Annotated in this window: 18 protein-coding genes and 2 pseudogenes; 6 read left to right on the top strand and 14 right to left on the bottom strand. The window is 69.1% G+C overall.

Features of this window, described 5'->3' with window-relative positions; all coding sequences use genetic code 11:
• Positions 1–27 precede the first annotated feature (27 nt).
• The 6 genes from A6302_RS10275 to A6302_RS10250 form a co-directional block, all read right to left on the bottom strand.
• On the bottom strand, positions 28–261 hold the full coding sequence (locus A6302_RS10275) for a BolA family protein (protein WP_069306969.1): 234 nt from the start codon (positions 259–261) through the stop codon (positions 28–30).
• A gap of 47 nt (positions 262–308) precedes the next feature.
• A complete protein-coding gene (gene purL / locus A6302_RS10270) occupies positions 309–2,507 on the bottom strand; it encodes a phosphoribosylformylglycinamidine synthase subunit PurL (protein ID WP_069306965.1) in 2,199 nt (732 codons plus the stop codon).
• A 156-nt stretch (positions 2,508–2,663) separates the two neighbouring features.
• Entirely contained in the window at positions 2,664–3,734 is a 1,071-nt protein-coding gene (locus A6302_RS10265; RefSeq protein WP_069306964.1) for a GSCFA domain-containing protein, read from the bottom strand.
• A 29-nt stretch (positions 3,735–3,763) separates the two neighbouring features.
• Positions 3,764–4,600 carry a hypothetical protein gene (locus A6302_RS24430; protein ID WP_069306963.1) on the bottom strand — a complete coding sequence of 279 codons (837 nt, stop codon included), beginning with the start codon at positions 4,598–4,600 and terminating at the stop codon, positions 3,764–3,766.
• Positions 4,601–4,711: 111 nt separating this feature from the next.
• Entirely contained in the window at positions 4,712–5,533 is an 822-nt protein-coding gene (murI, locus tag A6302_RS10255) for a glutamate racemase (RefSeq protein WP_069306962.1), read from the bottom strand.
• Entirely contained in the window at positions 5,526–6,380 is an 855-nt protein-coding gene (locus A6302_RS10250) for an RNA methyltransferase (protein WP_069306961.1), read from the bottom strand. Before A6302_RS10250 ends, murI begins: the two co-directional genes overlap by 8 nt.
• Before the next feature lie 324 nt (positions 6,381–6,704).
• Between A6302_RS10250 and A6302_RS10245 the strand changes: the two genes are divergently transcribed.
• Positions 6,705–7,925, top strand: a complete 1,221-nt coding sequence (locus tag A6302_RS10245; RefSeq protein WP_069306960.1) for an NADP-dependent isocitrate dehydrogenase — start codon at positions 6,705–6,707, stop codon at positions 7,923–7,925.
• A 317-nt stretch (positions 7,926–8,242) separates the two neighbouring features.
• A complete protein-coding gene (locus A6302_RS10240; protein WP_141703642.1) occupies positions 8,243–9,085 on the top strand; it encodes a methyltransferase domain-containing protein in 843 nt (280 codons plus the stop codon).
• Between the two features lie 21 nt (positions 9,086–9,106).
• Here A6302_RS10240 and A6302_RS10235 read toward each other — a convergent pair whose 3' ends face one another.
• The 5 genes and pseudogenes from A6302_RS10235 to recA all read right to left on the bottom strand — a co-directional run bounded on the left by A6302_RS10235 (position 9,107) and on the right by recA (position 14,748).
• Positions 9,107–9,493 (bottom strand): nitrile hydratase accessory protein, encoded by a 387-nt coding sequence (locus A6302_RS10235; protein ID WP_069306958.1) that lies wholly within the window; start codon positions 9,491–9,493, stop codon positions 9,107–9,109.
• Entirely contained in the window at positions 9,480–10,139 is a 660-nt protein-coding gene (gene nthB, locus A6302_RS10230) for a nitrile hydratase subunit beta (protein ID WP_069306957.1), read from the bottom strand. Before nthB ends, A6302_RS10235 begins: the two co-directional genes overlap by 14 nt.
• Positions 10,136–10,810: a nitrile hydratase subunit alpha gene (nthA, locus tag A6302_RS10225; RefSeq protein ID WP_069306968.1), complete on the bottom strand. Its 675-nt coding sequence runs from the start codon at positions 10,808–10,810 to the stop codon at positions 10,136–10,138. Before nthA ends, nthB begins: the two co-directional genes overlap by 4 nt.
• Positions 10,811–10,843: 33 nt before the next feature.
• Positions 10,844–13,490: pseudogene (gene alaS, locus A6302_RS10220) on the bottom strand (alanine--tRNA ligase); the annotation flags it as partial.
• A 184-nt stretch (positions 13,491–13,674) separates the two neighbouring features.
• Positions 13,675–14,748, bottom strand: a complete 1,074-nt coding sequence (recA, locus tag A6302_RS10215) for a recombinase RecA (protein ID WP_069306956.1) — start codon at positions 14,746–14,748, stop codon at positions 13,675–13,677.
• 238 nt (positions 14,749–14,986) lie between these two features.
• Between recA and A6302_RS10210 the strand changes: the two genes are divergently transcribed.
• From A6302_RS10210 to A6302_RS10195, 4 genes and pseudogenes are all read left to right on the top strand, one after another.
• Entirely contained in the window at positions 14,987–15,982 is a 996-nt protein-coding gene (locus tag A6302_RS10210) for a serine hydrolase domain-containing protein (protein WP_141703648.1), read from the top strand.
• 138 nt (positions 15,983–16,120) lie between these two features.
• Entirely contained in the window at positions 16,121–16,861 is a 741-nt protein-coding gene (locus A6302_RS10205; RefSeq protein ID WP_069306954.1) for a PfkB family carbohydrate kinase, read from the top strand.
• Positions 16,825–17,076, top strand: coding sequence for a PfkB family carbohydrate kinase (locus tag A6302_RS25290; protein ID WP_069306953.1), 252 nt, complete (start codon positions 16,825–16,827; stop codon positions 17,074–17,076). Before A6302_RS10205 ends, A6302_RS25290 begins: the two co-directional genes overlap by 37 nt.
• Before the next feature lie 38 nt (positions 17,077–17,114).
• Positions 17,115–18,034, top strand: a pseudogene (locus tag A6302_RS10195) (pseudouridine-5'-phosphate glycosidase).
• Positions 18,035–18,074: 40 nt separating this feature from the next.
• Here A6302_RS10195 and A6302_RS10190 read toward each other — a convergent pair.
• The 3 genes from A6302_RS10190 to A6302_RS24425 form a co-directional block, all read right to left on the bottom strand.
• Entirely contained in the window at positions 18,075–19,028 is a 954-nt protein-coding gene (locus A6302_RS10190) for a calcium-binding protein (RefSeq protein ID WP_069306952.1), read from the bottom strand.
• Between the two features lie 182 nt (positions 19,029–19,210).
• Positions 19,211–21,010: a TonB-dependent receptor domain-containing protein gene (locus A6302_RS10185; protein ID WP_245294014.1), complete on the bottom strand. Its 1,800-nt coding sequence runs from the start codon at positions 21,008–21,010 to the stop codon at positions 19,211–19,213.
• Positions 20,956–21,621, bottom strand: coding sequence for an STN domain-containing protein (locus tag A6302_RS24425; RefSeq protein ID WP_245294013.1), 666 nt, complete (start codon positions 21,619–21,621; stop codon positions 20,956–20,958). Before A6302_RS24425 ends, A6302_RS10185 begins: the two co-directional genes overlap by 55 nt.
• Positions 21,622–22,022 lie beyond the last annotated feature (401 nt).

The following is a 22,022-nucleotide window of genomic DNA, read 5'->3' as shown; positions in this document are numbered from 1 at the left end:
GCCCTCAAGGCGAGCCGAGGGCCCAATTCACTCCGGAACGCTGGTCTGCAGCGCAAGGGCGTGCAGAACGCCGCCCATGTTGCCGTTGAGCGCGTCATAGACGAGCTTGTGCTGCTGCACGCGGGTCTTGCCGCGGAAAGTCTCGGAGACGACGATGGCCGCGTAATGGTCGCCGTCGCCGGCAAGGTCGCGGATTTCCACCTTCGCATCCGGCAGGGCGGCCCTGATCAGTTCCTCGATCTCGCGTGCCTGCATCGCCATGTCGCCGTCCTCCTGATCGATCGCGCCCGGCGCGGTTCGCACGCAGCTTATCCCGCCATGTAGGACGGGAACCAGCCCTCGTGCGCCTCGCGCATCGATGAAACAGATATGGCCGCGCCGTCACCAAAGCGCAACGTCTCGCCGCCCGTGACGCCGATCGACGCCACCGGAACGCCCGCCGCGGCCGCCCGCTCGCAGATCGCCGCGGCGGCCTCCGCCGCAACCGTCACCACATAGCGGGCCTGATCCTCGGCAAACAGCGCCACATGCGGGGCGTCGGCCTCGAGGTCGATCCGCGCGCCGCGCCCGCCCGCCATCGCCATCTCGGCAAGCGTGACGGCGAGGCCGCCGTCGGACAGGTCGTGGCAGGCCGTCACCTCGCCGGCGGCGATCAGCCCGCGCACGAAGTCGCCGTGGCGCTTCTCGGCGGCAAGGTCCACCGGCGGCGGGGCACCCTCCTCGCGGCCGTGGATCTCGCGCAGGTAGATCGACTGGCCGAGGTGGTCGCCGTGGCCGCCGACCAGCAGGATCGCCTCGCCCTCGGCACGGAAGGCGTAGCCGACATGGCGCGACACGTCGGCAAGCAGGCCGATGCCGGCGATCGCCGGGGTCGGCAGGATCGCCTGGCCCAGCGTCTCGTTGTAGAGCGAGACGTTGCCGGAGACGACGGGGAAGTCCAGCGCCCGGCAGGCCTCGCCGATGCCTTTGATCGCCATCACGAACTGGCCCATGATCTCCGGCTTCTCGGGGTTGCCGAAGTTGAGATTGTCGGTGATGGCCAGCGGCGTCGCGCCCACGGCGGTGATGTTGCGCCAGCATTCGGCCACCGCCTGCATGCCGCCCTGATAGGGATCGGCCTCGCAGTAGCGCGGCGTCACGTCGGCCGACATGGCAAGCCCCTTGGAGGCACCGTCGATGCGGATAACGCCCGCGTCGCCGCCAGGGATCGTCGCCGAATTGCCCTGCACCAGCGTGTCATACTGCTCGAACACCCAGCGGCGCGAGCACATGTCCGGGCTCGCGAGGATCTTCAGCAGCGCCGCGCCGAGATCGTTCGGCGCCGGTACGTCGGCGGCCTTCACCTCGGCCGGCGCCTGCGGCGCCACCCACGGCCGGTCGTATTCGGGCGCCTGGTCGCCGAGGTCCTTGATCGGCAGGTCGGCAACCACCTCGCCCTGATGGCGGATCACGAAGCGCAGCGTGTCGGTGGTGACGCCGACGACCGCGAAGTCGAGCTCCCACTTGGCGAAGATCGCCTCGGCCTCGGCCTGCCTGGCCGGCTCCAGCACCATGAGCATGCGCTCCTGGCTTTCCGAGAGCATCATCTCGTAGGCGGTCATGCGCTCCTCGCGCACCGGCACCTTGTCGAGGTCGAGATCGATGCCGAGGTCGCCCTTGGCGCCCATTTCCACGGCCGAGCAGGTGAGTCCCGCCGCGCCCATGTCCTGGATCGCGATCACCGCGCCGGACGCCATCAGTTCGAGGCAGGCTTCCAGCAGGCGCTTTTCGGTGAAGGGATCGCCAACCTGCACGGTCGGGCGCTTCTCCTCGATGGTCTCGTCGAATTCGGCCGAGGCCATGGTGGCGCCGCCGACGCCGTCACGCCCGGTCTTGGCGCCGAGATAGACCACCGGCAGGCCGACGCCCTTGGCCTCGGACAGGAAGATGCCGTCGGCCCTGGCAAGGCCGAGCGCGAAGGCGTTGACGAGACAGTTGCCGTTGTAGCGCGGGTGGAAGTTGACCTCGCCGCCCACGGTCGGCACGCCGAAGGAGTTGCCGTAGCCGCCGACGCCGGCGACGACGCCCGACACCACATGCCGGGTCTTCGGATGGTCCGGCGCGCCGAAGCGCAGGGCGTTCATCGCCGCGATCGGCCGGGCGCCCATGGTGAACACGTCGCGCAGGATGCCGCCGACGCCCGTCGCCGCGCCCTGGTAGGGCTCGATATAGGACGGGTGGTTGTGGCTCTCCATCTTGAACACCGCGACGTCGCCGTCGCCGATGTCGACCACGCCGGCATTCTCGCCCGGGCCATGGACCACGCAGGCACCGGTGGTCGGCAGCGTCTTCAGCCACTTCTTCGAGGACTTGTAGGAACAGTGCTCGTTCCACATCGCCGAGAAGATGCCTAGCTCGGTCAGCGTCGGCTCGCGGCCGATCAGCGCCAGGATGCGCGCGTATTCGTCGGGCTTGAGCCCGTGGCTCTTCACGAGATCGGGCGTGATGGGCGTGTCGTTCGGGATCATCGGGGGCCTTCGGGTCCGGCGTCGCGGCGAGGGATTTTCGGCCCACTCCTTAAGCGGGATCGGCAGAAAATGCGACCCCGATTTGCAGATGGCGGCCCGGCGGGAACGGAGCGGCCAACCGGCGGAAGATCCGGGCAACCGGGCGCGCCGGCGCGATCAGTCGCGCGCCAGCGCCTCCTCGTCGCAGTTGAGACGCACGAGCTCGGCCATGGCCGTCAGATGCGCATCGCCCGCGGGCACCGCGTGCTCGATCCCGAACCTCGGCACGTCGATGCCGCAGTGGTGTTTCAGGAACAGGCGCATGACGTTGGCCACCCCCTCCTCCGTCACCGAGCGCAGGTCCTCGGCAAGGAAGCGCCCGCGGGTCTGTGGGCCCGTGACCAGTTCGTAGGAGGGAAAATAGGCGACGTCCGGCTGCTCGCCGACAAGCTGCTCGCAGGCCACCCGCAGCACCGCCTTCGAATAGGTCGTCGCGGTCAGCACATGCCGGCCGCTTGCGGTCGCGACCAGCGGCACCGGCGACACGGTGAGGATGACGCGCGAACGCGGATTGACCGAGCGCAGGAGGTCGAGGAAGGCGACCATGTCGGCCACGATCTCGCCCGCGGTGAAGTTGTGGAATGCGTGGCGCGCGGGATCGAAGTGGCCACCCGCGACGCCGGGGCAGAGCGGATAGACCGCGCCATCCTCCCGGCTGCGCCAGGCTTCGGTCAGGCCGAGGGTGAAGACGAAGACGTCGAGCGTCTCGAAGGCGCGGCGGACGGCGGTGAAATGCTGCGCCCGGTCGGCGTCGTATTCGGCCCGCGATGCAAAGCCGCCGGGCTGGATCTGCGGCCGGAACGGATCGATCCAGCGCCCGCCGCCCGCCTCCCAGGCGTCGTCGAGCGGGGCAAAGCGTCCGTAGGCCCGCTGGAACAGCTGCAGCAACTGGCGCGGCGTGTAGATGTTGCCATAGCGGGCGGTGTAGACCCCGTAGTTGAACGCCTCGGCGTCCTCGGGCGCGGCAATCGGATGCGCGGTCTCGGTGACGAGGAAGTCGAAGCCGCTCGTCTTCAGGTAGCGGGCGATGTGCTGGGCAAAGCAGCTCCCCGCGCTTGCGACCCGGTCGGCGGGCGCGATTGTGAAGGCCGGCGGCGTGACGGGATCGACATCGAACACGTCGAGGCCGGAAACCGCGCCTTTCCAGAAGGCCTCCGCCGGTGCCCGGCGATAGGGATGGTCGGCCACGGGTTCGCCTCCTTGGTGCGCGGGCAGGATCACGGCTGCGAGGCGCGGCGCATGCCGCCCGCCTCCGTTGCCGGTTGCGAATCGGGGCCACGCCCCAGGCCGCGGCCGGTGTCCGTCTCCGCCATCGGGGCCGGCGCGACCGCACGCATCCATTCGGCGATCTGAATCAGCTGGCGCTCGCCATAGCGCGCATTGCCGTGGGTCGGATCGTCGTTCCACGCCTTCTCGACCAGGCACCCGTCCGCATCCAGCATCTCCGGCGGCGCCGGCACATAATCCATGTCGAGCCGGGCGCAGGCCTCGCGAAACAGATCCGAATGCAGCCGCCACAGCCTGGCGCGCAAGCCGGCCGGCGCAACACCAAGGACCGGAATTCGCTCGGCAAAGGCGCCGGGATGCGCGGTGATATGCGCCGCGCTCGGGACCGGCGGCGGCGACTCCAGCTGGCAGCTCGGCCCGTTCGCAAGTTGGCGCACAAGCTCCAGCAGTTTCAGGCGGGGCTCCATCGCCCGGGCCATCGCCCGGCGGACAAGCTCGAACGGCACCACCTCGGCGCCGGGATCGAACGATACGGCGCTCTCCTCCGGCAGCGCGAAATCGAAGCGCTGCGGGTGATTGAGCAGGCCGAAGACGTTGTGATCGTTGCCGCCGATCAGGCAGACCACCGGCACCCCGGCCTCGCGCTCGAAGACGGCCCGGATCGCCGGATTGATCCGGTCCCCGACCAGGGCCGGGCGGAAGGCCTCGGTGCTCAGATTGAGGAAGATCGGATCGAGATCCGCGCCCGAACCAGCCTTGACCCGCCGCACCTGCGCCTTCGTCACCGCCGCGATATGGCTGTTTCCGACGATCAGCACCCGCGCCATGCTCGTTCCCGGCCTTGTTTCAAGCAGCCTGTTCGCCACGCGAGATCAGTCTGTGTGCGCGGGATCGTAGAGAAGCCCCCCGGTCCGGGCAAGGCGGCGGCGGCGCGCCCCTCAGGCGAACGCCAGTTGCCGCAAGAACCCGTAGCGCTCCGTGAGCCCTTCCGGCGGCAGGCGGCCGGTGGCGTAGAACACATCCGCGCCCTCCCCGCCGCCGCGCCCTGCTTCGGCGCCCTCGCCCGCCGGCTCCCGCGCGACTGTTGAGGTGACGCGCGCCACCTGCCGGGCGATCGCCGGCGCCGGATCGATCCAGGTCACGGGCCACGGCGCAAGGTTCCGCAGGCGGGCCAGCACGAGCGGATAGTGGGTGCAGGCGAGCACCACCGTGTCGGTGCGGTCCGCCCCCTCCTCCACGAAACACGGCGCGATCTCGGCGAGGAGATCCGCATCGGCCACCGCCTGCCCGGCAAATTCGGCTTCGACCAGCGGCGCGAGGCGCTTGGATCCGACCAGCGTGAAGCGGCAGTCCTGGCCGTGGGCGGCGACGAGGCCGCGGGTGTAGTCGCGCTTCACCGTGCCGGGGGTGGCCAGCACCGACACCATCCGGCTCACGCTCGTCTCGGCGGCCGGCTTGACCGCCGGTACGGTGCCGACGATCGGCAGGGTGAAGCGGGCGCGCAGATCCGGCAGCACCAGCGTGGACGCCGTGTTGCAGGCGATCACCACCGCGTCGGGGGCAAAGCGCGGCATCGCCTCCGCCATCAGCGCCGCGACGCGAGCGACCAGATCGGCCTCGGCGAGGTCGCCATAGGGAAACACCGCCGTGTCGGCGAGATAGGTGAGCCGCGCGGCCGGCAGCGCCTTGCGGATCTCGGCAACGACCGAGAGGCCGCCGAAGCCGGAATCGAAGACGAGGAGCCGCGGCGCCTCAGTCATGCCCGTCCCCGCCATCCTCGGAAGAGCTTCGTGCGGCGGTCGCCGGCTTGTTGCCCTTCGCGTCGCGCGGCCGCTCGTGGCGGCGCTCCAGCCCGGCGACCACGCCGCGCAGGGTGCGCACCTCCTGCGCATTGAGGCTGGCCTTCTGGAAGATCGCGCGCAGATTGCGCACCATGGCCGGGCGCTTCTCGACCGGGCGCAGGAAGCCCGCCGCGTCGAGCGCGCCTTCCAGATGCTCGAAGAAGCCGACCAGTTCGTCCTTGGTGGCCGGCGGCGCACGCTCGGGCGCGCGGAACGGCACGCCGCCGTCCGCCTCGGCAAAGCCGGCCTTGCGCCACTCGTAGGCGATCACCAGCACCGCCTGGGCGATGTTCAGCGAGGCGAACTCCGGATCCACCGGCAAGGTCAGGATCTCGTCGGCGAGCGAGATCTCGTCGTTGTTGAGGCCCCAGCGCTCGCGCCCGAACAGGATGCCGACGCGCCCGCCGCCCGCCTCCAGCCCGCGCATGTGGGCCGCCGCCTCCACGGGCCCGGCCACCGGCTTGGTCAGGTCGCGGTCGCGCGCGGTGGTGGCATAGACGAAATTGAGATCGGCGACGGCCGAGGCGAGATCGTCGTAGACCCGCGTCGCCGCGATCACGTGGTCGGCCCGGCTGGCGGCCGCCACCGCCTTCTCGTTCGGCCAGCCGTCGCGCGGGGTGACGAGGCGCAGGTCGCGCAGGCCGAAATTCGCCATGGCCCGCGCCGCGGTGCCGATGTTCTCGCCCAGCTGCGGTTCCACCAGAATGATCACCGGCCTTGTCTCGTCCTGCCGCGTCGTCACGTCGTCCCGCCTGTGCTTGTTCATGGATCGTCCGCCCGCCGCGGAGGATCATCCGCTATAGCATCCTTCCTGCCGCGATCGAAAACGCCCATCGCGGCGAAAAGAAGGATTTCCGTCGCCCCGCCGCGATGTTATGAACCGGCAACGATGGCCCTGATTTTGCTGCCGTTTACGTAAGCGACAAGATTTCGCAATGGACGGGTTTACGTAACAGGCCTCCCGACGCGCCGAGACATCGGGCCGTCCGGATCGGACTGCGGCAGGTGTGGCCACGGATCACGGACGGCGCGGCGCTCTTCCTCCGGCGCGGCCGCGCCCACGACCCATCATGCGGAGCGGGGATAACTCATGACCAAGATCAAGGTGGCAAATCCGGTCGTCGAGCTCGACGGCGACGAGATGACCCGGATCATCTGGCAGACCATCAAGGACAAGCTGATCCATCCCTATCTCGACGTCGACCTCGAATACTACGATCTCAGCGTCGAGAACCGCGACGCCACCGAGGACAAGGTCACCGTCGACAGCGCCAATGCGATCAAGCGCGTCGGCGTCGGCGTCAAGTGCGCCACGATCACCCCGGACGAGGCCCGCGTCGAGGAGTTCAAGCTCAAGAAGATGTGGAAGTCGCCGAACGGCACCATCCGCAACATCCTCGGCGGCGTGATCTTCCGCGAGCCGATCATCTGCAAGAACGTGCCGCGCCTCGTGCCCGGCTGGACCAAGCCGATCATCGTCGGCCGCCACGCCTTCGGCGACCAGTATCGCGCCACCGACTTCAAGGTGCCGGGCAAGGGCAAGCTGACGATCAAGTTCGTCGGCGAGGACGGCACCACGATCGAGCATGACGTCTACGACTATCCGGGCCCGGGCGTGGCCCTGTCGATGTACAACATCGACGAGTCGATCGTCGAATTCGCGCGCGCCTCGCTGAACTACGGCCTGATGCGCAACTATCCGGTCTATCTCTCCACCAAGAACACGATCCTCAAGGCCTACGACGGCCGCTTCAAGGACATCTTCCAGGAGGTGTTCGACACGGAGTTCAAGGAGGAGTTCACCAAGCGCAAGCTCACCTACGAGCACCGCCTGATCGACGACATGGTCGCCTCGGCGCTGAAGTGGTCCGGCGGCTACGTCTGGGCCTGCAAGAACTACGACGGCGACGTGCAGTCGGACATCGTGGCGCAGGGCTTCGGCTCGCTCGGCCTGATGACCTCCGTTCTGATGACGCCGGACGGCAAGACCGTGGAGGCCGAGGCCGCCCATGGCACCGTCACGCGCCACTACCGCCTGCACCAGCAGGGCAAGGAAACCTCGACCAACTCGATCGCCTCGATCTTCGCCTGGACCCGCGGCCTGTCGCACCGCGCCAAGCTCGACGACAATGCCGAGCTCGCCCGCTTCGCCGCGACGCTGGAGAAGGTCTGCGTCGACACCGTCGAGGCCGGCCACATGACCAAGGACCTCGCGCTCCTGGTGGGCGCCGAGCAGGGCTGGCTCTCCACCTCCGGCTTCCTCGACAGGATCGCCGCCAATCTCGACAAGGAAATGGGCAGCTGGAACTGACCACCCGTTCCTGAATGGCGTCGGGTCGACGCGGTGGGCACACCGGTGCACCCGTCACCGTCTGCGCGACGTCTGGTGTCGACACGACCCGGCGGCGGGAGCACTCCCGCCGTCGGTGATATCGGCAAAGCCGAACGACCGGATTCCGGACCCGTCTCCCGTTTCCCGGCCTGCGCGCCGATGTCGGGAAAACTGCGCAGGCATCAGACGGGCTCTTCACATTGCGACAAAAACCAAGGCATTGTTTACCGGTTCGACCCGGACGACGCGCTTCCCATCGCAAGACCGGCTCAAAAGTGTTCAACGCCGGTGTCATCTTGCTGTCGTCCCTTCTGAAGCGTTTTTCCCTCCTCAGACGATTCGTCACCTCCCTCCGCTACGAAATGATCTACGGCGCGCCCGGCTGGCGCGACGTGACCACCTTCAATGTCGGCCTGTTTCCGACCGATCCGGACATCGCGGCCGATCCGGCCACCGCGTCCGAAGCGCTGCAGATCCAGGTCTACGAGGAAGTCTATCTGCGCGCCCAGCAGATACGCCCGATCTGGCCGGGCGACACGCTGGCCGAGATCGCGGCCGGTCGGGGCGGCGGCCTTGCCCATCTTGCCCGCCGGGCAGAGTGGACCTGTATCGGCTTCGACCGCTCGTCGGCGGCCAGCCGCAGCGCCCGGAGACGCGGCGTCGATATCCGGCGCGCCCGCGCCGAAGACCTGCCCGTCGCCGATGGCTCCTGCGCCTACGCCATCTCGGTGGAGGGCATTTTCTGCTGTGATGATGTGGTGGCCGCCATGACGGAGGCGGGCCGAATCCTGGCGCCGGACGGCTGCCTGGTGCTCGCCGAATTCTTCTCCGGCCCGATCGCCATCGCCTCGGAGCGCATTGCACGGCGCGCGGCCCACTCCGGCCTGGTCGTCACCAGCTTCGTCGATCTCACCCCGCGCGCCCGCGCCGCCTTCCTGATGGACGAACCGCGCCGCGCTGGATTTGCCGCGGCCCTGCCGCGCTTTCTCGTCGACCGCTTCCGGGAAACGCTCGGCCTTGAAGGCACGAAGCGTTACGCGCAATGGCGCGACGGTCACCGCAGCTATTTCATCGCCACGCTCGCACGGCTCGGCAGGGCGGACACCGGCGAGATGCAGTTGGCCGCGACGGGAAGCTGAACGCTCGGGAGGGCGACGGAATCAGCCGGCGCCCGTCTGCCGCTGCGGGTCGTTTTCGCGCAGGATCGGCTGGCCATGCGGCGTCGCTTCGGCGGCGCGCTGCCAGCTCTGTTGCAGCACCAGCACCGCCTCTTCCCCGGCGATGCCCTTGTCGGCCAGAAGGCCGCACAGCGCCTCGACCCAGGCCTCGAAATAGTCGGACCCGTCCGCGGCCCGGCCGGGCTGGTGCAGCCGGGCCGACAGCGCCGCCGCCCATTCGGACCAGGTGAAGACGCCTCGCGCGTGAAGATGCACCGCCAGCGCGAAGGCCTGCGCCTGCCACGGCTCGGCAAAGGCCGGATCGCCCTCGGCCGTGCGCGGCAGGCCCTGCGAGGCCGCCAGCGCGGGACGCGCCTCACACCGGCTCAAGATAGCTCTCCCAGGCGTCGATCGAGACGGTGAGCGACGGATCCGCCCCCTCGCCCCAGATCTCGTCGGCGCCGAACACCACCGTATAGAGCCACTGCGGCGCCTCCCCGCCGCCGTGGGCATGGCTGTCGGCAAAGACGAAGCTGCCCTGCACGGCCTCGACGGTGCCGGTCCTGCCGCGGGCGTAGCGCGGAAGGCGGGTGTGGGTCCGCGGATGGAGGTTGCGGGCGCGGACCTTGTCGCCCGCGGCAAACCGCGGCACTGTTTCGACAGGCCGATCGCAGGGGCCGCCCTTCGCCAGCACGGCCGCCACCCTGTCGGCGGTCAGCACGCGCGGCGGGCGCGCGCCCGCCTCGAGACGATGGCCGGCCGCAAGCTCCTCATCCGAGACGAAGCCATGGCGCTGCAGCAGGACCTCCAGCGCCCGGATCCAGATCTCGTAATAGGTCGCGGAAAGATAGATGGCCGGCGGAATGCACTCGCGCGCGTGGCGGCTCTCGTCGATCGACCAGGCGCCCATCGCGCCGCAGGCCAGGGTGATGGCGAGCGCCCGCCGTTCCCAGGGCGCGTGAAACAGCGGCTCGTCCGGCTCCGGCGCGACGGCGCCGAACCCCATCTGGCCGCCGAGATCATGCGGCCCGTTCACGGCGAAAGCTCCGGCACGCGCGCAAGACCGGTGCCGATCATCGCGTCGCGCGTGACGAGATCGGCCAGCGCCGCCTCGTCGAGACCCTCCGTGCCGGCCGGCCGCTGCGGTACCACGAGATAGCGAAGCTCCGCGGTGGAATCCCAGACCCGGATCCGGGTCTCGTCCGGCAGCACCACGCCGAATTCGGCGAGCACGCCGCGCGGGTCGATCACCGCCCGCGAGCGATAGGCCGGCGCCTTGTACCAGACCGGCGGCAGCCCGAGCACCGACCACGGATAGCAGGAGCAGAGGGTACAGACGACGAGGTTGTGGACGTCCGGTGCGTTGAACACGGCCCGCATGTGCTCGCCCTGCCGGCCGGTGTAGCCGAGGCTGGCGATGGCCGCCGTGGCGTCGCGCATGAGCCAGGCCGCGAAGTCCGGGTCGCTCCACGCCTTCGCCACCACCCGGGCGCCGTTGCGCGGCCCGACGCGGGTCTCGTAGGTCTCGACGATGACGTCGAGCGCGGCCGGGTCGATCAGCCCCTTCTCCGCGAGCAGCGTTTCGAGGGCGCGCACCCGCGCCTCCATGTCGGAATAGCGGTTGTCGTGGGCGTGATGGTCGTGGTCGTGATCATGATCGTGAGGATGATCATGATGATCATCATGCTCGTGGTCGGTCCCGCCCATCGCGCCCTCCTGCCGGTCAGGCGCCAGCGCGGCCGGAAGACCGCCGGCCACCGCCTCGATCGCCGCCGCCGCGTTGGCCCCGTCGGGGCCGCCGGCCTGCGCCATGTCGGGCCGGCCGCCGCCACCCTTGCCGCCGAGCGCCTCGGCCGCAAGGCGGACGAGATCGACGGCGCTGATCCGGTCCTTCAGGTCGTCGGTCACGCCGACGACCACGCCGCCTTGCCGTCCTCGGCAAGCCCGATCATCACCACCACGCCGGAGCCGAGCCGCTTCTTGCCCTCGTCGACGAGGCCCTTCAGTTCCTTGGGCGCGACGCCTTCGGCGATCTTGCCGAGGAACTTGATGCCGGAAATCTCCTGCACCTCGTCCGCCCCGCCGCCGCCGCCCATCGCCAGCTTCTTGCGCGCCTCGGCAAGGTCGCGCTCCAGCTTGCGCCGTTCCTCGACCAGCGCCTGAACGCGGTCGAGCACGTCGGCGACCGGCACTTTCAGCGCGCCCGCGACATCCTTCAGCCGCTTCTCCTGCTCGGCCAGATACTGGCGGGCCGCATGGCCGGTCAGCGCCTCCAGCCGCCGCACGCCGGACGCCACGGCGCTTTCCTGCAGCACGTGGACGAGGCCGATCTCGCCGGTGCGGCCGACATGGATGCCGCCGCAGAGCTCGACCGAATAGTCCTTGCCGGCCTTTTCGCCCTCCAGCGCCGTGCCCATCGACACGACCCGCACCTCATCGCCGTATTTCTCGCCGAACAGCGCCATCGCCCCCGAGGCGATCGCGTCATCAACGCCCATCAGGCGGGTCACCACCGGCGAATCCTGCAGCACGATCGCGTTGGCCATCGTCTCGATCGCCGCGATCTCCGCCTCGCTCACCGGCTTGGTGTGCGAGAAGTCGAAGCGCAGGCGATCGGGCGAGACCTGCGAGCCCTTCTGCGCCACATGGGTGCCGAGCACCTGCCGCAGCGCCTCGTGCAGCAGATGCGTCGCCGAGTGGTTGCTGCTGATCGCGCCGCGCCGGACGGCATCGACGGTCATCACGACCTCGGCGTCGACCGTCAGCTCGCCTTCCTCGACCACGCCGACATGCACGAACAGGCCGCCCGCCCGCTTCTGGGTGTCGGTGACGCGGAAGCGGCCGCCGGTCCAGGTGATCACGCCGGTGTCGCCGACCTGGCCGCCGCTCTCGCCATAGAAGGGCGTCTGGTTGACGACGACCGCGCCGCTTTCGCCCGTGCCGAGCTTCGCCACCTCGGCGCCGCCCGAAACCAGCGCCGTGACGGCGGCCATGGCGCTGGCCGAGGCATAGCCGAGGAACTCCGTCGCCCCGAGCCTTTCGCGCAGGCCGAACCACACGGTCTCGGTCGCGGCCTCGCCGGAGCCGGCCCAGCTGGCGCGGGCCTCGGTCTTCTGGCGCTCCATCGCGGTCTCGAAGCCGGCCCGGTCGACGCCGATTCCGCGCGCCTTCAGCGCGTCCTCGGTGAGGTCATAGGGGAAGCCGAAGGTGTCGTAGAGCCGGAAGGCCGTCTCGCCGTCGAGCCGGTCGCCCGCGCCGAGCGATCCGGTCGCCTCGTCGAGCAGCGTGAGGCCGCGCGACAGGGTGCGCAGGAAGCGCGTCTCTTCCAACTGCAGCGTCTCGGTGATCAGCGGCTGCGCCCGCACCAGCTCCGGATAGGCCTCGCCCATCTCGCGCACCAGCGCGCCGACGAGGCGGTGAAGCAGCGGATCCTTGGCGCCCAGCAGGTGGGCGTGGCGCATCGCCCGGCGCATGATGCGGCGCAGGACATAGCCGCGGCCTTCGTTGGACGGCAGAACGCCGTCGGCGATCAGGAAGCTCGAGGCCCGCAGGTGATCGGCGATGATCCGGTGGCTCGCGGCCGTCGTGGCGGTCGAGCCGACCCCGGTCGCGTCCTCGGAGGCATGGATCAGCGCCCGGAACAGGTCGATGTCGTAGTTGTTGTGGACGCCCTGCAGCACGGCGGCGACCCGCTCGAGGCCCATGCCGGTGTCGATCGACGGGCGCGGCAGGTCGAGCCGCGGCCCGCCGGCGATCTGCTCGTATTGCATGAACACGAGATTCCAGATCTCGATGAAGCGGTCGCCGTCCTCGTCGGCCGAGCCGGGCGGCCGCCGGCGATGCCCTCGCCGTGGTCGAAGAAGATCTCCGAACACGGGCCGCAGGGGCCGCTGTCGCCCATCGCCCAGAAATTGTCCGAGGTGCCGATGCGGATGATCCGCCGGTCGGACAGACCGGCGATCTTCTTCCACAGCCCGTGCGCCTCGTCGTCGTCGGCATAGACCGTCACCAGCAGCTTGCTGGCCGGCAGACCGAACTCCTTCGTGACAAGGTTCCAGGCGAGCTCGATCGCCCGTTCCTTGAAATAGTCGCCGAAGGAGAAGTTGCCCAGCATCTCGAAGAAGGTGTGATGGCGGGCGGTGTAGCCGACGTTGTCGAGGTCGTTGTGCTTGCCGCCGGCCCGCACGCATTTCTGCGCCGTCGTCGCCCGCGAATAGGGCAGCTTCTCGAGGCCGGTGAACACGTTCTTGAACTGCACCATGCCCGCGTTGGTGAACATCAGCGTCGGGTCATTGCGCGGAACGAGCGGCCCGGAGGCGACGATCTCGTGACCGTTGCGCGCATAGTAGTTCAGAAACGTGGACCGGATCTCGTTGACGCCACTCATGGCCACCATCACCCATAACCGAGGACTTGCGCCAACCGGGACTGCGGCCGGCGCGGAGTGTCATGGGTTTTAAACGCGCACCCATGCGCTGTCCACACGGACGCCGCAGGGGCGCGGAAAACGGGCCGGACCGGGTCCGGCCGCCTCCGTTCGGGACGCGGCCGGCGCATGCATGGCTTCGGGCTCAGACCCCGTCGTCGTCATCCGGCTCGGGCTCGCCGGCCAGGATGTCCTTGGCGATGACGCCCGCATTCTGGCGGATGGTGAGCTCGATCTCGGCCGCAACCTGCGGATTGTCGGTCAGGAACTGCTTGGCATTCTCCCGGCCCTGCCCGAGGCGCTGGCTGTTGTAGGAGAACCAGGCGCCCGACTTCTCGACGATGCCGGCCTTGACGCCGAGATCGACCAGTTCGCCGGTCTTGGAGATGCCCTCGCCATACATGATGTCGAACTCGACCTCCTTGAACGGCGGAGCCAGCTTGTTCTTCACCACCTTGACGCGGGTCTGGTTGCCGACGATCTCGTCACGCGCCTTGATCGCGCCGATGCGGCGGATGTCGAGGCGGACCGACGCGTAGAACTTCAGGGCGTTGCCGCCCGTGGTCGTCTCCGGGCTGCCGAACATCACGCCGATCTTCATGCGGATCTGGTTGATGAAGATCACCATGGTCTTCGACTTGGAGATCGAGGCCGTGAGCTTGCGCAGCGCCTGGCTCATCAGCCGCGCCTGCATGCCGGGCAGCGAGTCGCCCATTTCGCCCTCGAGTTCGGCGCGCGGCGTCAGGGCCGCGACCGAATCGACGACCAGCACGTCGATGGCACCGGAGCGCACCAGCGTGTCGCAGATCTCGAGCGCCTGCTCGCCGGCGTCCGGCTGGGAGATCAGCAGGTCGTCGAGGTTGACGCCGAGCTTGCGGGCATAGATCGGATCGAGGGCGTGTTCGGCGTCGACGAAGGCGCAGACGCCACCCTTCTTCTGGGCCTCGGCGACGGTGTGAAGCGCCAGCGTGGTCTTGCCCGAGGATTCAGGTCCGTAGATCTCGACGATGCGTCCGCGCGGCAGGCCGCCGATCCCGAGTGCGATGTCGAGGCCGAGCGATCCCGTGGACACTGATTCGATCTCGACGAGCGGGCCCTGGCCGAGCCGCATGATCGAGCCCTTGCCGAACGCGCGTTCGATCTGGGAGAGCGCCGCATCCAGCGCCTTGGTCTTGTCCATTGAACTTCCCTCGACGAGGCGTAGTGTGTTCTGCGCCATCTGATCGCTTCCTTATTCCATGTGCAGCCGGACGTTTCAATACGATGAATGTACGCTTTTTGTTCTCATCCGCAAGGGGGTCATCAACAAAATGATTCCTCTCGATGATTCGAATTCCGTTCTTCTTCCGTTTCGCGCGGTGGGACCAGGCGCTCTCCAGCGTTCTGCGGCGCTCCGGCACCACGCGCGCGGCGTGCGCCGCCTCCTGATCGTCGCATCGGCGGTGGTGGCGGCGGCGATGCTGGCGGTGGCGCCCGCCCGCGCCGAGACCCTGCCGCAGGTGCTCGAGCAGGCGGAGGAACTGGCGCCGTTGCAGACGGTGGTCGTCGCCCGGCAGGGCGAGATCATCGCCGAGCGCGGCTATCGCGGCCACTCGCCGGATGCGGCGACGCCGATCATGTCGGCCTCGAAATCGGTCGTGTCGGCCCTCGTCGGGATCGCGATCGACAAGGGCGTCTTCACCGGTCCCGACCAGCGGATCGCCCCGCTGCTGGTCCGCGACCTGCCGGCCGCCCCGGATCCCCGTCTGCAGGAGATCACCATCGGGCATCTCCTCTCGATGCAGGCCGGCCTCGCCTCGACCTCCGGGCCGAACTACGGCGCCTGGATTGCCAGTTCCAACTGGGTCCGGGCCGTGCTGTCGCAGCCCTTCGAGGACGATCCGGGCGGCCGGATGATCTACTCGACCGGCTCCTCGCACCTGCTCTCGGCCCTGCTGGCCCGAGCCACCGGACGCTCGACGCTCGATCTCGCCCGCGACTGGCTGGGCGAGGTTCCCGGCTTCTCGATCGCCGGCTGGGACCGGGACCCGCAGGGCATCCATGTGGGTGGCAACCTGATGGCCATGACGCCAAAGTCGCTGCTGGCCTTCGGGGAGGTCTATCGCCGCAACGGTCTTGCGCCCGACGGCCGCCGCGTCGTGTCGAAGGACTGGATCGAGGCCTCCTGGCAGCCGCGCACCGCGTCGCGCTGGACGGGCGACGACTACGGCTACGGCTGGTTCACCCGCACCATCGCCGGCCAGCAGGTGCGCTTCGGCTGGGGCTACGGCGGCCAGATGGTCTACGTGATCCCGTCCCTCGAGATGACGGTGGTGATAACCTCCGACATCGAGGCCCCGGCGGGCCGAAGCGGCCATCGCGACGACCTGCATCGCCTGCTCGGCGAGATCATGACCGTCGCCGCGGCGCCGGCGCGGCCGGAGGATGCCGCAGAAGGGCAGGAGCCGGGCTGAAGGAGGCAAGCCGCCCTCTCGCCAGATGCCTTCCGCCACCACCCGATCGCCCAAGGTCCTCGTACCACCGGAACACGATGCCAGACACACCCCGCACGCCGCGGTTCTCTCCTGTCGCCAGCCTCCCCGGGCGATCCGATGACGGTGCTCGCCCTTGGCGGCTGCCATGACGACATCGTCGCGGCGAGCCGCGTGCCGTTCCGGCCGGACACCTCCTGCCCGGGGGTCATCGTCCGCCGCCCGGGCGGCGTCGCGCGCAATGTCGCGGTGCTGCTGGCCGGTTCCGGCGTTCCGGTCCGCCTCCTGAGCCGGATCGGCGAGGACGAGGCGGGAGACCGGCTGATGGACGGCCTGATTGCGGCCGGGGTCGATCCCGCGATGGTGATCCGCACCGGCGAGGCGCGCACCGGCAGCTACGTCGCCATCCATGACGAGGACGGCGCGCTGGTGGCTGCGGTGTCGGATCTCGTCATCTACGACGGCCTGACCCCCGAGGTGATCGCTGCCCTGCGCGATGATCTGACCTCGGCCGAACTCGTCTTCGCCGACGCCAATCTGCCGGCCGACAGCCTCGATGCCCTCGCCGCGCTGCTGGCGTCCGCCGGGCGGATCGACCGGCTGATGCTCGACGCGGTGTCGATCGCCAAGGTGCCGCGCCTGCTGTGGCCGGCCCGGCGCGGCGCCCGGCTCTTCGCCAACCGGGCGGAAGCCGGCGCCCTCTTGGGCACTGACCCCTTCGACGCCGAGGAGGCCGCGCAGGGGCTTGCCGACGCCGGACTCACGCGCGCGGTCGTCACCGATGGCCTCGGGCCGGTCGCATTCTGGAGAACGACGCGATCGTCATGCTGGACGTGGCGGCGGCCGCCATCGTGGATGTGACCGGCGCGGGTGACGCGCTCGTCGCCGGCACGATCGCCGCCCTTCATGCCGGGCGACCGCTGGAGGCGGCCGTGGCGTTCGGCATCGAGGCTGGCCGCGCGGCGCTCAGCACGGTCGGCGCGCTGGAGCGTCTGCCCGGTATCCCGGCCCCTGCCTCCTCCGTGCCCGCGCCGCCGACGGGCTCGCCGCCGGTCACCCTGTTTCCGGGCACGTGAGCGCACCGGCGACGTCCCCTTCAAGCCCGGAGGCCCACATGCCCCCCCTGCCCCTTCGCCTCTCCGACGAGATCGCCGCCGCGAAGCCGCCGGCGCGCCGGTCGTGGCGCTGGAATCGACGATCATCACCCACGGCATGCCCTATCCGGACAACGTGGCGACCGCCCGGGCCGTGGAGGCGGAGGTGCGCGCGGCGGGGGTGATTCCGGCCACGATCGCCGTGCTGGACGGCGCGATCCGCGTCGGCCTCGATGAAGCCACCGTCGAGGCGCTGGCGCGAATGGACGGGGTGATGAAGCTGTCGCGGGCCGACCTCGCCTTTGCCGTGGCGCTGCGCCGGCCGGGATCGACCACGGTCGCGGCAACCATGATCGCCGCCCGGCTCGCCGGCATCGAGGTCTTCGCCACCGGCGGCATCGGCGGCGTCCACCGCGGCGCCGAGACGAGTTTCGACATTTCCGCCGATCTGGAAGAGCTCGGCCGCACGGCCGTGACCGTGGTGGCCGCCGGCGCCAAGGCGATCCTAGATCTGCCGAAGACGCTGGAGGTGCTGGAAACGAAGGGCGTGCCGGTGATCGGCTACCGCACCGACGACTTTCCCGCCTTCTGGTCGCGCAGTTCCGGCCTGCCGGTGCCGCTGCGGCTGGATACGGCGGGTGACATTGCCGCCTTCCTGGCGGCAAGGACTGCGCTCGGCCTCGAAGGCGGCGTGCTGGTCGCCAATCCGGTGCCGGAAGCCGACGAGATTCCGGCTTCGGAAATCGCGGCGCATATCGAGGCGGCGCTGGACGCTGCGTCCAGGCAGGGCATCGCCGCCAAGGCGGTCACGCCCTTCCTGCTCGGCGAGATGCTGCGGCTCACCGGGGGCCGCAGCCTTGCGACCAATGTCGCGCTGGTGAAGAACAATGCGCGTCTCGCCGCTGCCATCGCCGTGGCGGTTGCAGCGGCGAGACGCTGATATCGGCCGGGTCCCCGGAAGGAACAGGGTCCCGGCAGGATCAGGCGAAGATGAAGTCGTCGGCGACGAGGTCGGCCTTGGCCACGTCGATCAGCGTGATCGAATTGTCGCCGAGGCTGATCACCGCGTCACCGTCGCCGTTGGTGCTGGTCGCGCCGAGAACGGAGGCGAAGTCGTCGAACAGCGACGTCGCGAAGCGGATGATGTCGTTGCTGGCGAAATCGGTGATCGTGTCGACGCCGAAGTTGGCGACGTCGAACACGAAGGTGTCCGAGCCGCTGCCACCGGTCAGGGTGTCGTTGCCGATGCCGCCGTTCAGGCGGTCGAGGCCACGGCCGCCGTCGAGCGTGTCGTTGCCGGCATCGCCGACGAGGCTGTCGTTGCCGCCCTCGCCGTAGAGCATGTCGCCGGCCTTGCCGCCGTTGATCCGGTCCGCGCCGTTGCCGCCGTAAAGGACGTCGCTGCCGTGGTTGCCGCGGATGGTGTCGGCGAAGTCGGAGCCGGTGAAGATGTCGCCCTTGTCGCTGCCGTTGAACTGGATCGCGTTGGCGGCGAGGATTGCCTCGAGCGCGGAGGGATCGCCGTTCATCGTGCCGCTGATGACGGTGGACACGTCCGAGCCGGTGATGCCGAGATTGCCGATCACGATGTCGGTGACCGCGAACTGGAAGTCGTCGGACACCTCGCTCGCGCCGAAGCCGAATTCGATCTCGTCGATGGTCCCGGTCAGCTGATGGGTGGTCATGTTGTAGGAGAGGTCGCCGTTGGCGACGACGGCCTGCGCGCTGGTGTCGCCGGAAAGCGCCGCGTCCTCGGACGTGATGTATTCCGTGCCCTCATAGGGGGCCGGATACGGGCCGTTGCTCTCGTTGAACTGCCCGTAGCCCTCGGGCGTGAAGTTCGCCTCGAAGGCGTCGAGATACTCCTGGAACGACACCCGCACGCCGTCCACGACGAGGCCCTTGGTGTTCGCGATATCGATCGTAATGGCCATCTTGCACTCCTGAGGTTGAGAGACGCGGCCGTGTCCCGGCCGCCGCTCCCGCTTGGGTCCCCGTCCTGCCAAAAAGGACGGCGACCCGGGCTGAGCCACCCGGGACAACCCAGGTGGCGCTCGTGGACGCGAGGGTCCGCGAAGTCGAAAGGGTCAGGGTCCGGCGGGCATCCGCCGGACGGTCAGAAGCGCGCCGTCAGCCCGAAGGTCGCCGTCCGGCCGGGCGCGGCCGACAGCGCCGAGCCCATGGCGTCGACGTAGGCGACGTCCGCGACATTCTCGACGGCGAAGCGCAGGGTCAGCTTCTCGTTGACCTCGTAGGATCCGTACACGTCGAGCAGCGCGTAGGTGTCGTTCGGCGTGTTGAGTTCGTGGGGCTCGACGAAGTTCAGCCGCGTGCCGAGCGTCAGGGCGCGGTCGAGCAGGCGCACGCCCGCATCAAGGGTCACCCGCGTCTTCGGGGTCGGGAAGTAGACCATGGCGGTGCCGACCGGCTCGTAGCCGGGGATCGTGCCGATCAGCGCGTCATAGGCGGTGTCGTAGTCGGCGTCGTTCAGCGTCAGCGCGCCGCGCAGGTAGGCGACGCCGATGTCGTAGGCGGCCTCGAGCTCCAGACCGTTGATCGTCACCGGGTTGAGGCTGTTGAAATAGGCGCTGCCATAGGTGCGGTTGCCGGCCTCGGTCACGAACTGGCCGGAGGCGAGCGCGATGTAGTTGTCGACGGTGGTGTGATAGATCGCCGCCTTCAGGCGCAGGCTGTCGTCCTCGCGGATCAGCCCGTCGAAGGTGACGTTGGCGCCGATCTCGAAGGTCTCGGTCAGTTCGGGCTCGAGGAAGGGATTGGGCAGGAAGGCCGAGGTGGTCATGCCGATGTGGCTGCCGCCGAGCATCATCTCCATGATGTTCACCGGCCGCATGCCGTTCTCGTAGCTGCCGTAGATCTCCACCCCGTCGAAGGGCGTCACCGCCAGCGTCGCGGTCGGCGACAGGTGGCCGTCGCTGTCCTCGAAGGCGAAGTCGTCGAAGCTGCGCAGGGTGGAGTCGCGGACCTTGCCGGCCCCGGAGATCGTGTAGGCGTCGTAGCGCAGGCCGGTGACGAGCTTCAGCCAGTCGCCATGGGCAAACTCGGCCTGCGCAAACAGGCTGCCGACGGTGCGCTCGCCGACCGGGTTCGACCCGAACCAGACGAGATTTGGATCGTCGGTCGGATCCTCGGCCGTCGCCGACGTGGCGGTCTTGTCGTGGAAGACCTCGCCGCCATAGGTGAGCGCGATCTCGGCAAGGCTCGTCTCGAAGCGCGAGGTGTTCTGCAGCGTGGCCCCGACGGTGTCGATCGCATAGTCGACCTGGAAGGCGTCGTAGCGGGCCCGCGCCGGGCGGAACTGGTCGACGGCGGTGCGGGTGTAATAGGCCTTGGCCGCCAGATCGATCCACGTGCTGTCCGGCGTCCACGCGTAGTCGGCCACAACCGTGTGGTTGGTCACCTCGTCGGTGTCGATGTAGCTGCCGCTGCCCGTGGCAAAATCGGTGGTGAGCCCGGTCCAGGACAGCTTGAGCTCGTGGCCGTCGGCCGGGCGCGCGGTGGCCTTGGCCAGCCACGACCACTGGTCCTGCGTGGTGTAGGCGGCGATGCCATCCGCGTCATAGTCGACGGTGCCGTCGCGGCCGACCTTGTAGTCGCCGAGCCGCTTGCGGCCGACGGCGGCAACAAGCTCCACATCCTCGCCGATCCGCACCGCGCCCGCGGCGCTGCCGTTGAAGTCGAAGGCGTTGGTGCCGGTGGTGGCGTTGATACGGCCACCCCAGGTCTGGCTGGAGTTGGTGAGGATGTCGTCCGCCGTCAGGGTGCGGAAGGTCACGGAGCCGCCGGTGACGCCGGCGCCGCCGGCCGTCGAATTCGGCCCCTTCTCGACCTCGACCGAGCTGATCATCTCCGGATCGACATAGGCGTAGCTGGTGGCGCCATGGCCGGCGAGCTGCAGGTTCTGGCGCGCGCGTCGATGTTCATGTTCACCCGGCCCATGTCCTGCTGGCCGCGGATGTTGACGTTGAGGCCGGGGTCCTGCCGGTCGATCACGGCGGTGACGCCGGAGACGTCGCGCAGGTAGTCGGCGGCGTTGCGCGCCCCGCCCCGGGCGGCCATCGCCTCGCTGGAGACGACGCTCACCGAGCCGGGCGTGCCGTAGACCCAGTCGGGCGTGCCCTGGAATCCGCTGCCGCGTTGGCCGCTGAGGATGATCGGATCGAGCAGAACCGAGCCGTCCTCGGCCTCTCCGGCGGCGGCGGCGCCGCTGGCGGTTACCTCCAGACGGGCGCTGCGGGCGCCGGTGAGGCGCGCGTGCACGCCCGTCCCGGCAAGAAGGCCGGACAGGGCCGCCTGCGGCGAGCTTGCGCCCGCAACGCCGGGCGAGCGGCGCGCGGACACGGCGCCATCCGGATCCTCCACCCGCCAGCCCGTTTCACGCTCGAAGGCGGCGATCGCGCCCGCCAGCGTCCCGGCCGGGATCGCGATCGCCTGCGCCGCCCCGGTCTCGTCCGCCTGCGCGGCGGCCGGAAGGCTGAGAAGAGCGTTTGCGGCCAAGGCCGCGCCCACGAACAGGGCACCAATGCCCGCGCGCGCCAAAAGACCCCGTGCCTTTCGCGCCCCCGACTCTTTACACGACATGTTCGATCCAGCCCGTCCCGTGAAGCGTCGCCGCGCCGGGTGTGCCGGCACGGAGACCTCCGGCACTCTCATTCAGGGAGTTGACGTACGGATTGGACGAACTTCAGCGATTGATGAGAAAAATCTTCATAAATTTATCGGGTTACAGCCGATGATTGCCGACGGGGAGAGGAGGGCCACTTCTGATGAATGGCCCGGGAGAGCTCAAGCGTATTGCGATCGAGTGCGGCGCTGTGGTCGAATAGACGTGTCTTTCAGCAGGCACTGCTTGATCTCAGTCTTCGCATCGGGACTGGCGAGCGGCTTGCGCTCCGGCATGCAATTGCCCT

It is taken from the genome of Methylobrevis pamukkalensis (genome assembly GCF_001720135.1).
Classification (GTDB): domain Bacteria; phylum Pseudomonadota; class Alphaproteobacteria; order Rhizobiales; family Pleomorphomonadaceae; genus Methylobrevis; species Methylobrevis pamukkalensis.
This window is presented reverse-complemented; position numbering and strand designations above follow the sequence as displayed.